Origin of the sequence: Streptococcus sp. 68 (assembly GCF_013277415.1) — a bacterium.
Classification (GTDB): domain Bacteria; phylum Bacillota; class Bacilli; order Lactobacillales; family Streptococcaceae; genus Streptococcus.
In genome coordinates, this window is sequence record NZ_VMMX01000005.1 from 83395 (window position 1) to 97131 (window position 13737).

Consider the following 13737-nt stretch of genomic DNA (forward strand, 5'->3'; position numbering starts at 1 on the left):
CAATTTCAGGAGAAAATGAAATAAATTTTCTCACAATAAAACGCATAGTATTACGGTTCAAGTCAGCACCGGATATTATGCGTTTTTGATTTTAAAGAGCCAAATTTCTTAACTTAATGACATTGCTTTTTGCCCAACCTCTTTTTATTTCAAAAAAGAACCTCGCAAAACAAGAGCCTGGTTTTATAGTTCATCAGCTAATTTATTTATCTTTCTGAGTCTGTGATTGACACCACTTTTTGTAAGGGGATTGCTGAGGCTATCTGCTAACTGCTGGATAGAGTAGTCTGGGTGCTGAATCCGCAACTGCGCTACTTCCTGCAAATCCACTGGCAGGTTTTCTAAACCCATGATATCTTTGATTTTACTGATATTGTTGATGGTCTTCATGCTGGCAGAAACTGTCCGAGCGATATTAGCTGTTTCGGCATTGTTGGCCCGATTGAGATTATTACGGGTTTCTCGCAAAATCTTAACCCGCTCAAAATCATCACGCGCCTGCATGGCTCCGATGACTATCAAGAAATCCATAATATCTTCGGCACGCTGGAGATAGGTCACAGCCCCCTTCTTACGCTCAAGCACCTTGGCATCCAGTAAAAATTGCTGGAGAAGAGAGGCAATCCCTTGCGCGTGGTCCAGATAAACAGAACTGATTTCCAACTGATACTTGCCTGACTCAGGGTCACGAATGCTCCCATTCGCCAAGAAAGCGCCACAAAGATAGGCACGACCTGCTTCCTCGTCTGATAAAATCTCCTCATCAATACCTGTTTCCAGGCCAAAGAAAGAGTCTGCCAAGTGCAAATCACTCAACAAATCCTGCACCTTTTCATCTGTAAAAACGGTATAGACCCGATTCTTGCGAAGATTGCTCCGTTGGTGGTGACGAATTTCCGATTTGATTTCATAGAAATGGAGAAAGGACTCATAGAGGTGACGAGCCAGCTTAGCATTTTCTGTCACGACAGACAAGGTCAAACCCGAAGTCGAGAGACCAATACTGCCAGACATCTTGATAATGGCAGATAATTCATGCCGGCTCAGATGGTGCTGACCTAGGATTTCTTCTTTTACTGCTACTGTGAAACTCATTTTCTCACCTGTATAATCCGCATCAATTCGTCCACGATCAAATCTCCATCGTGGAAGGCACCCCCATTTTCCAGACGAAGGAAGTTGGATGAAATCACACGCGGAACTTGCTTACAAAGACCTGCAAAATCATGTTCCACCTGGACCAAGTATTCATCAAAGCGGTTGGAATTCATGTATTCCTGAGGCACTTTTTCGATATTCACCAAGACAGTATCGATAAAAGGTCGACCAAGGTGACGATGCAAGACCTCTACGTGGTCACTATCTGTAAAGTGTTCCGTCTCCCCACGTTGGGTCATGATATTGCAGACATAGGCGATTTCTGCCTTGGTTTCCAAAAGTGCCTGCCCGATTTCCTTAATCACGATATTGGGCAAAATCGAGGTAAAGAGGGAACCAGGTCCGAGGACAATCATGTCACTTTCAAGAATGGTCTGCACTACTCGACGACTGGCCAGAGGTGTATCATCGTTGAGGGTATTGGTCACATAAACATGATCAATCATGCCTGGATGGTCTGCAATATGACTCTCTCCAGCCACCTCTGTCCCGTCCTGGAAGACTGCATGAAGGGTCAAGGGATGGTCACTGGAAGGATAAATCTTCCCAGTGGTATGGAAAAATTTGCTCAGCAACTGCATGGCATTATAGGTCGAACCCTGCATTTCTGACAGACCTGCAATAATGAGATTTCCCAATGGATGGCCAGCAAAGGCTCCAGCATCTTCAGAAAAGCGATACTGAAAGACCTTTTCATAAAACTTAGGCATATCCGACATGGCCACAAGGACATTACGAAGATCACCTGGCGGTGTCAATTGCTGCATATTTTTTCGGAGTTCACCTGAAGAACCACCATCATCTGCCACCGTTACGATAGCCGCGATTTCCACATCTTTTTCCCGCAGACTTTTAAGAATGACGGGGATCCCAGTCCCTCCACCAATCACCGTTATCTTTGGTTTTCTCATGAACGGTTTACCGTTTCCTTTCTTCGGTCTTTGTCACGATGTCCTTCATTGACAGGCCAATTCTTGGATAAGTCCTGCGCCAAGCGTTTGGCAAAGGCCACACTACGGTGTTGTCCACCCGTACATCCCATGGCAATAGTCAAAACAGACTTTCCTTCCTTTTGGTAACTTGGCAAAATTGGCTCAATCAAGGCCAACAAATGTTGATAAAAGTCTTCTGACTCAGGATGATTCATGACATAGTCATAAACAGGTTCATCCACACCCGTTTGGTTTCGCAGTTCTGGTAGGTAGTATGGATTTGGCAAAAAGCGCACATCAAAGACCAAGTCCGCATCAATTGGGATTCCATATTTAAAGCCGAAAGACATGACTTCAATACGGAAAGACTGGGCTTGCTCTTGATCTGAAAACTGCTCTGCAAGGGTTTTACGCAGCTCACGAGGAGTAAGTTCAGTTGTATCCACCACATTTTGGCTCATATTTTTTAAAGGTGCCAAAAGTTCACGTTCCAACTTGATTCCATCCAAAATCCGTCCATCTGCAGCTAGTGGGTGACTCCGTCTGGTTTCCTTGTAACGGGCTACCAATTCCTTATCTGCTGCGTCCAAAAAGAGGATTTTAAAATCCAAATCATCTTGATTTTCCAACTCATCCAAAACAGCTTGAATCTCTGAGAAGAAAGAACGGCTACGCATATCCACTACCAAGGCCAACTTATGGTCGTCTTCCTTTGTTTCCACCAACTGCAAAAACTTAGGCAAGAGAGCTGGAGGCATATTATCAATAGTAAAATAACCCAAATCTTCGAAGGACTGAATGGCAACTGTTTTCCCTGCACCACTCATCCCTGTCACAATCACCAAGTGAAGTTGTTTCTTTGTCATCTTTTTCTCCTTATATCAAAAGAAGTTTGGCAACACCAAACTTCAGCTAGCTTATCCAATCTCTGCGATGACTTCAATTTCGACTTTTACATCACGAGGAAGACGAGCTACCTCCACAGCTGAACGAGCTGGAAATTCCTCCTTAAAGGCCGTTTGGTAAACCTCGTTAAAAGGAACGAAGTCGTTCATATCGCTCAAGAAGCAAGTTGTTTTGACAACATGGTCAAAGTCTGTTCCTGCTTCTGCCAAAATAGCACCGATGTTTTTTAGGACTTGCTCTGTCTGTTCTTGAATCGTTTCTCCAATGATTTCCCCAGTTTCAGGAGAGAGAGGAACTTGACCACTAGCAAACAAAAGGTTGCCAACGATTTTTCCTTGAACATAGGGTCCGATAGCCTTTGGAGCTTTGTCTGTATGAATTGTTTTTGCCATTTTCTTTTCCTCACAATTTTTCTAAGATTGCATCCCAAGCCTCATCCATCCCTGCCTTACTGACAGATGAAAAGAGGATAAAGTCGTCACTTGGGTCAAAGTTTAATTTCTTTTTGATTGCTGATTCGTGCTTGTTCCATTTACCACGAGGAATCTTATCTGCCTTGGTCGCAACGATGATAACCGGAATCTCATAATACTTGAGAAATTCGTACATCTGTACATCATCTGCTGACGGGTCATGACGAAGGTCAACTAAACTGACTACCGCACGGAGATTTTCTCGAGTTGTCAGATACTCCTCAATCATGCGCCCCCACTTTTCACGTTCCTTTTTAGAAACACGGGCATATCCATAGCCAGGCACATCCACAAAGCGCATCTTGTCGTCGATATTAAAGAAATTGAGCAACTGAGTTTTCCCAGGTTTCCCTGACGTACGAGCCAGATTCTTACGGTTCAGCATGGTGTTGATAAAACTAGACTTGCCAACATTTGAACGCCCTGCTAGGGCAATCTCTGGCAGTTCATCCTGCGGATAGTGGGACTTATTCGCCGCACTGAGCAAGATTTCAGCATTGTGTGTATTAAGTTCCATAGTCACCTCTAAGCTGTTTCTAGGATTGGTTTATCCGTTCCATCGACAGCTTCTTTTGTAATGCGAACCAATTTCACATTTTCCTGACTCGGTACTTCAAACATGACATCCAACATGGTCTCTTCGATAATTGAGCGAAGACCACGCGCCCCTGTCTTGCGTTCGATAGCTTTATTAGCAATCTCTTGAAGGGCTTCGTCGTCAAATTCCAACTCGACATCATCATAAGAAAGCAAGGTTTGGTACTGTTTGACCAAGGCATTTCTTGGCTCTTTCAAGATACGAACCAAGTCATCAACCGTCAATTGCTCAAGAGCTGCAAAGACTGGCAAGCGTCCAATCAACTCAGGAATAATCCCGAATTTTTGAATATCTTCTGCGATGATTTCTTGCATGTAAGAGCTATTTTCGTCAATCGCCTTATTGTTTTGACCAAATCCGATAACTTTTTCACCCAGACGTTGTTTGACGATTTCTTCGATACCATCAAAGGCACCACCCACTATGAAGAGGATATTTTTGGTATCCACTTGAATCATTTCTTGTTGCGGATGTTTGCGTCCACCTTGAGGCGGTACGCTGGCAACAGTTCCCTCGATAATCTTAAGAAGGGCTTGTTGCACCCCTTCACCAGAAACATCACGTGTGATAGACACGTTCTCGCTCTTCTTAGCAATCTTGTCAATTTCATCCACGTAGATAATGCCACGCTCTGCACGTTCGATGTTAAAGTCAGCAGCCTGCAAGAGTTTGAGGAGGATATTTTCCACATCCTCACCTACATAACCAGCCTCAGTAAGAGCTGTCGCATCCGCAATCGCAAAAGGCACGTTCAAGCTCTTAGCCAAGGTCTGGGCAAGGAAAGTTTTCCCTGAACCAGTCGGGCCAATCATCAAGATGTTTGACTTCTGCAAATCCACATCTTCTGACTCTTCACGCGTATCGTGGAAATTGATGCGTTTGTAGTGGTTGTAAACTGCCACTGCCAAGGCACGCTTGGCACGATCTTGACCGATTACATAGTGGTTCAAGATATGGAGGAGTTCAATTGGTTTTGGCACCTCAGACAAGTCTGCCAAGACTTCCTCAACCAATTCTTCTCGAATGATTTCTTGAGCTAACTCCACGCATTCATTACAAATAAAAGCATTGTTGCCAGCGATTATTTTTTGTACTTCTTCTTGGTTTTTGCCACAAAATGAGCAATAAACCATCATATCATTTTTTCTATTTGTAGACATGATTTCCTTCCATTCTATACTATCATTCTATCTAAAATAAGGTCATGTAAAAAGCATGAATACTATTGACCAGATTGGTAAAGGCATTTAACCAAAGGAGGATAGAAAGCCCGTAACGCTTTTTACGAAAAGCCTGTGCTCCTGCCAAAAGGCAGATGAAACACAGAAAAGCCGTGAATAAACCAAATAAACTCCGTTCCATTAGACTTCCTTTCTCTTGCGGTATTGGATGGTAAAATCATAAGAATTTTTCTCATCTTTGGTATAGGATTTGCTTGAAACTGTCTCAAAAAGGGATAGGTCAAACTCCTCAGGAAAATAGGTATCTCCCTCCACCCGAGCATGAATTTGAGTCACAATCACTTCATCAAGGTAGGGTTCAAAAGCTTGAAAAATCTGCTTCCCACCGATAATATAGAGATTCTTGTCTTGAGCCTGATACCAGTCGAGAACAGACTGGACGTCCTGAAAAGTAGCAACCCCATCTATCTTTTCTTCCGGATTACGCGTCAAAATCAGGGTTTCCCGTTGTGGAAGCAAGCGACGCCCCATCCCATCAAAGGTCACACGTCCCATCAAGATAGCATGATTCAGGGTTGTTTCTTTGAAGTGTTGCAGTTCTGCTGGCAAATGCCAAGGCAGACGATTGTCTTTCCCAATCACACCTTCTTCATCCTGGGCCCAAATAGCTACGATTTTCTTAGTCATGCTTCCATCCTTTTTACTGATAGTACTATTCTATCAAAAAACTCAAAAAAAGACTGGTTTGGAATAGCTTACAAAATAGAAAAAATCTGTAAGAAATTTCCTACAGATTTATCTATGTTGCCTTGTTTCTTACAAACCAGGTGCTTGTCCAAGTTCTGCGGCAAGCATCCAAACTGTTTTCTCAAGTTCAGCCTTAGCACCAACAAAAATATCGTTTGTAACATCATCGCCTTCTTCGTCAGTCACATCCAACGCTTTTTGGAAAAGAGTGATGAGGTAGCGATAAATAGCTAGAACACGTTCCAAGCTTTCTTCAACATTACGGTATTCACCAGCTTCTTCTTCGATTTCACTATTTTGAAGGAATTCTGTCAATGTAGAGAATGGGCTTCCACCGAGTGTAATCAATCGTTCGCTGATTTCATCTAAATGACCATCAAGAGCATCCATGTACTCATCCATTTTTGGATGCCATACCATAAAACCGCGTCCACGCATATACCAGTGTACTTGGTGCAAAGCAACGTGGGCTACGTACAAATCAGCAACAGCTTGATTCAAAACTTCCTTTGTTTTTGCCAATGCTACTGGCGCTGCTTTTGTTAATGTTGCGACATCTTTTGCTGCTTCTTTTTTCAATTCTACCATTTTATTTTACCTCATTCATTATTTTTATGTAACCACTTCTTAATGATTACTACCTTAGTATACTACTAATGAAAGACAATAGCAAGCCAAATGACCCACATGAGAAAAGTTGCAATAGACTGATAATTTAAGAATTCTTTAGAAGACGAAAAAGAGGTCTGGATGCTTATAGTCAATAGAAATCCATCAGCAAACTAGGAAGCTAAACCCAGTTTGGCCAAAGCATAAGTTTTGAGGTCGCAGGTAGAACTGACCACGCTGATGTGGTTTGAAGAAATTCCCCAAGACTATAATAGATTGAAATAAGATGGAACCAAGTCGATTAGGAAAGACAAATGAATTTCTAAAAATGTTTTAGCAACCGCAATGTCCTGGTCTATATTCAATCTACTATATTAAGATTCATTTCCGAGCAAGTTCTTGAATTTACTCGAGGATAAACTATCATAAAACAAAGAAAAAGAGGGTGCTACTATCACATCCCTCTTTCTAATCAGATCTTAATACCAAACGCTGACATCTACGCGCCCTTGGATTCCTTTCATGTATTCAGAAGAGGTATATTGCCAACCTTTTTCTCCTGAATAATGAGGGTTTTCCCATTCTAAAGCATTGGTATAGGCCGCTACCCAGTTTACATGTTTTAAAATATCTGGGTGTTTTAAACGTGTCTGTAATAAACTACGATAGCTATAGACATACACATTTTGATAACCCGCCTGCTTCATCGTCTCCATGTACTTGTTGATGATCTTAACCCAAGTACTTGTATCACTCGGAGCACGCTTACTTTTATTCACATACTCCCAGTTCTCAACATCATAGTAGATAGGGTAAGACAAGTTCATATTGTATTTCTTCAGAAGTTCAATGGTCTGTTCAGCGTCATTCTCAGCATCGGTCTCATTTTCAGCATAGGTATAGAGATAGACGCCATAAGGAATTCCCAGACGGTTTAACTCCTTAATGTTATGCGCCAATTCCTTGTCTTCTTTACCGCTATAACCTAGACGAACAATGACACCATCTACTTCATTTTCATCAATAACCTTTTTCCAATCATTGATACGACCATTGTGCTCACTAATATCAATAACTTTCTTAGCATGTTCGGTTCCTACTTGTTCTTCTCTATTATTAAAGAAATAGCGTTTACCATCTCTGTGAACCCAGCCAACATTCAAATCTTTCTTTTCTTTGAGCTCACCAGAGGCCGCAAAGATATAGCGAGCACCATCCATAATCACTTCGTCAGTCGCCATGGCACCACTTCCAGTCAAATAGTAGTTGCCTTGCCACTCATTCCGAGCCATATAGCCCCACTTCTTGAAATAGTACCATTTGCCGCCCACTTTTTGCCACTCTTGGTTAGCATAAGTTCCATCTGATTTGAGATAAAAATAAGCAGAATAGGCTGGATCATAGAGCCATTCATTTTGCATCATAGCTCCTTGACCATTCAAGAAATAACTTCCTTGCCATTGGCTTTTAGCCATGTAACCCCACTTCTTGAAGTAGTACCACTTATTTCCAATCAATTGCCATTCTTGATGAGCATAAGCCCCATCTGACTTGAGATAAAACCAACTCTTGTAATTATTATCATAAAGCCACTCGTTTTGGGCCATATATCCACCTGATTTCAGGTAGTAATTTCCATGCCATTCATTCTGCGCGTAACGACCATCTGAATTAATATAAAACCAAGCCTTATAGTAGTTGTCAAAAATCCATTCACTTTGAGCTTTAGAACCATCAGCCTTTACATAATAATCCCCATCCCAGTGGGCAGAGACACTGTTTCTCTGTTCATTGCTACTAGTTGATGAAGTTCCTGTTGATAGACTAGATTTTTCTGAAACTGTGCTTCCACTTGTTTCATCTGCCGCAATTCCTGAAACTCTTGCGCCAAGTAAGCAAAGACTTGCTAGCCCTATACATACAAATTTTGTTTTCAATCTTTCCTCTCCTATAAAAAATGGAACAGGCACCTGAATGCTGTTCCACCTAGCTTTTGCTACTTACTGATTATTTTACAAAGTCAAGCAAAGCCAAGAAGCTTTCAGCTTCAAGTGACGCACCACCTACAAGGGCACCGTCAACGTCTGGACAAGCCATGTATGAAGCAACGTTCTCAGGTTTAACAGAACCACCGTATTGAACACGAACTTTGTCCGCAACTTCTTGACCGAAGTCAGCAGCTACAACGTCACGAACAACTTTACACATTTTTTGTGCATCGTCTTGTGAAGCTGATTTACCAGTACCGATAGCCCAGATTGGCTCATAAGCGATAACTGATGCAGCAACTTGTTCAGCAGTCAATCCAGCCAGTGCAGCAGATACTTGAGCACCTACGAATTCAGCAGCTTTACCAGCTTCGTAAGTTTCAAGTGACTCACCACAACAGATGATTGGAAGCATACCGTTTGCAAAGATTGCTTTTGCTTTTTTGTTGATATCTTCGTCAGTTTCATGGAAGTAGTCACGGCGTTCTGAGTGACCGATAACAACGTAGTCAGTACCGATTTCTTTCAAAACTTGTGGGCTAGTTTCACCAGTGAAAGCACCTGCATTTTCAAAGTAGCAGTTTTGAGCAGCAACTTTAAGGTTTGAACCTTTAGCAGCAGCAAGAACAGTTGTCAAATCAAGAGCTGGAGCAGCGATACCTGCTTCAACAAGATCTGATGAAGGAAGTTTTGACGTAACTGCTTCAACGAATGCTTTAGCTTCTTCTGGATTTTTGTTCATTTTCCAGTTACCAGCGATAAATGGTTTACGTGACATTTCACATACCTCTTTTTTCAATTTATTTTCTATTTATTTTATCACAATTATACACAGCTTGCAAATCTTACTCGGATTTCAAGCCTGCTTGCATGGATTAATCCTTCCAAAGATCCATAGCATTTCTGAAATCTGCAGATACCTGTGTCAACTGAGGATTGCTGGCTTCTCTTTCTGCCCGCTTGGCCTCTATTTGGGCCACACTTTTGATGCCTTCATGGCGCCAGTTTCTCAAAATCGCCTGGATGTACTTCCAGTTTGGTTTTCCATTCAAAACAGCTTCACGAAGAGCTTCCTTAATCAAGTCAGCACTGGTTCCATCTTCCTTTAGTGTCTTGGTCAAATCCTCAATTTCAAAAGGGGTCAACAGGCGTCCCAACTCCTGCTGAAAAGTTTCCACCAAATCCTTGAGCTGGTTTTGAGGTGTCAACTGGTCTGAATTCGAATGAGTAGCACCAAGCAAGTCATCCAAACGTTCCAAGGCCAAACTGGTATCAAAAAGCAATTCGATTTCGCCATTCAATTCGATAGTACGATACTGAAGTAGTCCCCTCTCCGTCAGATTGGAAATGGACTGGTTGACATCTGAAATTTCCTTGCCAATCCTGTCAGCAATCTGGCTTGGCGACATTTCTTCTAAGCCAGTCGTATTTTGCAAATAGAAAAATTGCCAGACTAGAAAATCATCGCTAGAAGGAAAGAGTTCCTTAAAATGCAAGAGCAGGGCACTCGGTAAAACCAAGTTCCCTGATTTAAAAGCGTCTAAATATGTCATAATTCCTCTTATAAATACCCAAATGCAGATGCATCATCTTCTATTTTTCTCCAGTCAAAAGGTGTCTCCTGATAGACTGCATAATTCACCCAGTTACTGAAAAAGAGGGCTGCTGATGAAGACCAACAAAGACAAGGTGTCTGATTAACATCATCATCCTTAAAGTAATTTTCTGGAATATGTGGGGCTAAACCTGCATCACGATCCCTAAAATACTCTTTTGCCAAAGTATCACGGTCATATTCCAAATGCCCAAAACTATAAATTTCTCGCAAATCACGACTGGCCAAAATCGAAACCCCAACCTGAGGTCCTTCTGATAAAATCTCGAGATTGGTTTTGTTTAAGACCTCTTCCTTAGAAATCTCCGTATGCCGTGAATGAGGAGATACATAGCTATCGTCAAAGCCTCTAAAAAGAAGATGACCTTCCTTTAAGGTGTCCTGAGGATAGATACCCGATAACTTACTGTCCATCTGGTATTTTTCCACCCCATAACGCAGATAGAGTCCTGCCTGAGCCCCCCAACAGATATGAAGGGTCGAATAGACATGGGTCTTGGACCACTCGATTACTTGACTGAATTCCTCCCAATAGTCCACTTCCTCAAATGGTAAATGCTCAACTGGAGCACCTGTGATAATCATCCCATCAAAATACTCATCCTTGACTTCAGGAAAAGTTTTATAAAAGGTCTCCATGTGCTCTGAACGAGTTGTTTTAGATCGATGGCTCTCCATATAGAGAAAATCAATATCCAGTTGTAGAGGTGTATTGGCCAAATGGCGTAACAACTGGGTTTCTGTGACCATTTTCTGTGGCATGAGATTTAAAATTAAAATCTTCAACGGGCGAATATCTTGGTGGGCAGCACGTTGATCATCCATGACAAAGATATTCTCTGTCCGCAAAATCTCAACAGCTGGTAATTTTTTATCAATTCGAATCGGCATAACCCTCTCCTAACTGTATTCTTTCAGGAATCATTGCATATGTTTGAAACTCTTCGAAAATCAAATTCAAACTGCGTCAACGTTGCCTTGCCGTACGTATATGTTACTGACTTCGTCAGTTCTATCTGCAACCTCAAAGCTGTACTTTGAGCAGCTTACGGCTAGTTTCCTAGTTTGCTCTTTGATTTTCATTGAGTATGAAACTAAATCTCAAACATCTAGTCCTTTTATTATACTGCAAGAAGATATAGTTTTCAATTATAGTTTTTCTCTAACTAGCTATAGTCTATTTTTATATCCCAATGTAGAGAAAACAGCCCTAGGGACTGTTTTTCATTAATAATGCATCAAAACTTTGTAATCGTAGTCACCGATTTTTTCACGGCCGTTCAATTCATCCAATTCAACAAGAAAGGCACAACCTGCTACAACACCACCAAGTTTTTCAATCATCTCGATGGTTGCCTTAACAGTTCCACCTGTTGCTAAGAGGTCATCTACGATAAGAACACGTTGACCTGGCTTAATGGCGTCAGCATGCATAGTCAAGGTATCAACACCGTACTCTTTTTCATAGTCAGCAGAAATAACTTCGCGTGGCAATTTACCTGGCTTACGAACAGGCGCAAAACCAATTCCCAACTCAAAGGCAACTGGACAGCCCACGATAAAACCACGAGCCTCAGGTCCCACGATCATGTCAATTTTCTTGTCAGTAGCATACTGAACGATTTCACGAACAGCGTAGCTATAAGCGTTTCCATCAGCCATCAAAGGACTAATATCACGGAAAGTAATACCTTCCTTCGGATAATTTTCAATTGTTGCAATATAATCTTTTAAATTCATCTTTTTCTTTCTTTCAAAGTTTTTTACTCTCTATTATACCATACTTTCTAGTAAAGAAGAAAGAGAAAACAATATTTCATCTGCTAGTCACCCTATAAGTCAAATAAGATGACCATTTTTATTCAAAGGGTATCACAAGATAGATGCATAATATGACTTCCCTAGCAAAAAGGAGAGAAGCATTTCGTTTCTCTCCCTAGATTAACTGATATCTCTCCACTACAATTGATAAAGAGATATCTTTTCTTGTAGTGCTTTAAATTTTATTTATTTTAATAGACTGTTTTTTCAGTTTCTACATCAAAGAAGTGTGCTTTGTTCAAGTCAAATCCAAGTTCAACTGTTGCGCCTGTTTGCAAGTAATCACGAGCATCAACTTTAGCAACAAATTCGTCTTTACCAACTTGGCAGTATAGGTGAGATTCTGAACCAAGCAGTTCTGATACAGAGATAGTCGCTTTTACAACACAGTCTGGGAATGTTTCAAGGAAAGCAGGTTCTGCATTCACGTCTTCTGGACGGATACCGAAGATCAATTCTTTACCTTCATAGCCCTTTTCACGAAGTACTTTCAAAGCGCCTTCTGGAACTTTCAAACGGAAACCGTCTGAAATAATTTCGCTACCAACCAATTTCACATTGATGAAGTTCATTGCTGGACTTCCGATGAATCCTGCAACGAATTTGTTAACTGGGTTTTTGTAAACTTCTTGAGGAGTACCGATTTGTTCTACACGTCCGATAGTACCTGTACCAGCAGGGTTCTTAGTTGCTGACATGATAACGATACGGTCTGCAAGTGTCATCGCTTCTGTTTGGTCGTGAGTTACGTAGATAGTTGTAGCTCCAATACGACGGTGGATTTTAGCGATTTCAGCACGCATTGATACACGAAGTTTTGCATCCAAGTTTGACAAAGGTTCGTCCATCAAGAATACTTTTGCGTCACGGACGATGGCACGACCCATGGCAACACGTTGACGTTGACCACCTGAAAGGTCAGCTGGTTTACGTTCCAAGAATTCTTTCAATCCAAGGATTTCAGCTGCTTCTTGCACACGTTTGTCGATGTCTTCCTTGCTGTATTTACGCAATTTCAAACCGAAAGCCATGTTGTCATAAACAGTCATGTGTGGGTAAAGAGCGTAGTTTTGGAATACCATAGCGATGTCGCGGTCTTTTGGAGCTACGTCGTTGACAACCACGCCATCGATAGATGCAGTTCCTTCTGTGATGTCTTCAAGACCAGCAATCATACGGAGTGTAGTTGATTTACCACATCCTGAAGGACCTACGAAAACGATAAATTCTTTATCTTTGATGTTCAAGTTGAAATCTTCAACTGAATAGTGTTCGCTGTTTGGATATTTTTTGTAAATATTTTTAAGATTCAATTCTACCATGAGGTGAACTCCTTTTGTCTTTTGATAATTACATTATATATGAAAACGCTTTACATTTCTATGGCAAGGTGACCAAAAAAACAAAAAAGTTCTGTGCAACTTGCACAAAACTTTAGAGAATATCGAAGAATTTGAAGAAGATAATCTTTATTATTCTTCTATACAAAAGCAGAAACAAGGATTAGCTTTCCCATATTTTCGCTGATTCTCCACTACATTTGACTGGATTCTAATTTTTTAGAGAAATACAAAAGAGCTAGCCTAAGCTAACTCTTATCCTATGCGGAGAGAGGGACTTGAACCCTCACGACCTAAAGCGGTCACAGGATCCTTAGTCCTGCGCGTCTGCCAATTCCGCCATCCCCGCGTCGATTACTTTACTAGTAT

The 13737-nt window shown here is 41.4% G+C and carries 15 protein-coding genes and 1 tRNA gene; all 16 read right to left on the minus strand.

Annotation, left to right across the window (positions count from 1 at the left end; translation table 11 throughout):
• Positions 1-183: 183 nt before the first annotated feature.
• The 16 genes from whiA to HT720_RS02815 all read right to left on the minus strand — a co-directional run bounded on the left by whiA (position 184) and on the right by HT720_RS02815 (position 13717).
• The gene (whiA, locus tag HT720_RS02740) at positions 184-1095 is read right to left on the minus strand and encodes a DNA-binding protein WhiA (RefSeq protein WP_173274639.1); all 912 of its coding nucleotides are present in this window, start codon (positions 1093-1095) and stop codon (positions 184-186) included.
• Positions 1092-2069: a YvcK family protein gene (locus HT720_RS02745; protein WP_001231075.1), complete on the minus strand. Its 978-nt coding sequence runs from the start codon at positions 2067-2069 to the stop codon at positions 1092-1094. The genes whiA and HT720_RS02745 overlap by 4 nt, the downstream gene beginning before the upstream one ends.
• Entirely contained in the window at positions 2066-2956 is an 891-nt protein-coding gene (rapZ, locus tag HT720_RS02750; RefSeq protein ID WP_050153533.1) for an RNase adapter RapZ, read from the minus strand. The genes HT720_RS02745 and rapZ overlap by 4 nt, the downstream gene beginning before the upstream one ends.
• A gap of 51 nt (positions 2957-3007) precedes the next feature.
• The gene (locus HT720_RS02755) at positions 3008-3388 is read right to left on the minus strand and encodes a RidA family protein (protein WP_173274640.1); all 381 of its coding nucleotides are present in this window, start codon (positions 3386-3388) and stop codon (positions 3008-3010) included.
• A 10-nt stretch (positions 3389-3398) separates the two neighbouring features.
• The gene (yihA, locus tag HT720_RS02760) at positions 3399-3986 is read right to left on the minus strand and encodes a ribosome biogenesis GTP-binding protein YihA/YsxC (RefSeq protein WP_000422605.1); all 588 of its coding nucleotides are present in this window, start codon (positions 3984-3986) and stop codon (positions 3399-3401) included.
• A gap of 8 nt (positions 3987-3994) precedes the next feature.
• Positions 3995-5227 (minus strand): ATP-dependent Clp protease ATP-binding subunit ClpX, encoded by a 1233-nt coding sequence (gene clpX, locus HT720_RS02765; RefSeq protein WP_000106341.1) that lies wholly within the window; start codon positions 5225-5227, stop codon positions 3995-3997.
• A 31-nt stretch (positions 5228-5258) separates the two neighbouring features.
• Positions 5259-5429 (minus strand): hypothetical protein, encoded by a 171-nt coding sequence (locus HT720_RS02770; protein ID WP_000442276.1) that lies wholly within the window; start codon positions 5427-5429, stop codon positions 5259-5261.
• Complete coding sequence (locus tag HT720_RS02775; protein WP_173274641.1) at positions 5429-5935, minus strand: dihydrofolate reductase; 507 nt, start codon at positions 5933-5935, stop codon at positions 5429-5431. The genes HT720_RS02770 and HT720_RS02775 overlap by 1 nt, the downstream gene beginning before the upstream one ends.
• A gap of 129 nt (positions 5936-6064) precedes the next feature.
• The gene (locus HT720_RS02780; RefSeq protein ID WP_000229861.1) at positions 6065-6583 is read right to left on the minus strand and encodes a Dps family protein; all 519 of its coding nucleotides are present in this window, start codon (positions 6581-6583) and stop codon (positions 6065-6067) included.
• 500 nt (positions 6584-7083) lie between these two features.
• Complete coding sequence (lytC, locus tag HT720_RS02785) at positions 7084-8574, minus strand: choline binding-anchored murein hydrolase LytC (protein ID WP_173213485.1); 1491 nt, start codon at positions 8572-8574, stop codon at positions 7084-7086.
• Positions 8575-8611: 37 nt separating this feature from the next.
• Entirely contained in the window at positions 8612-9370 is a 759-nt protein-coding gene (gene tpiA, locus HT720_RS02790) for a triose-phosphate isomerase (RefSeq protein WP_173274642.1), read from the minus strand.
• Positions 9371-9467: 97 nt separating this feature from the next.
• The gene (locus HT720_RS02795) at positions 9468-10145 is read right to left on the minus strand and encodes a DnaD domain-containing protein (RefSeq protein ID WP_173274643.1); all 678 of its coding nucleotides are present in this window, start codon (positions 10143-10145) and stop codon (positions 9468-9470) included.
• Positions 10146-10153: 8 nt separating this feature from the next.
• Complete coding sequence (gene metA, locus HT720_RS02800) at positions 10154-11098, minus strand: homoserine O-succinyltransferase (protein ID WP_173274644.1); 945 nt, start codon at positions 11096-11098, stop codon at positions 10154-10156.
• Positions 11099-11434: 336 nt separating this feature from the next.
• Entirely contained in the window at positions 11435-11947 is a 513-nt protein-coding gene (locus tag HT720_RS02805; RefSeq protein ID WP_001049318.1) for an adenine phosphoribosyltransferase, read from the minus strand.
• A gap of 272 nt (positions 11948-12219) precedes the next feature.
• On the minus strand, positions 12220-13350 hold the full coding sequence (ugpC, locus tag HT720_RS02810; protein ID WP_000229957.1) for a sn-glycerol-3-phosphate ABC transporter ATP-binding protein UgpC: 1131 nt from the start codon (positions 13348-13350) through the stop codon (positions 12220-12222).
• Positions 13351-13631: 281 nt separating this feature from the next.
• A tRNA-Leu gene (locus HT720_RS02815) sits at positions 13632-13717 on the minus strand.
• Between the last annotated feature and the right edge of the window lie 20 nt (positions 13718-13737).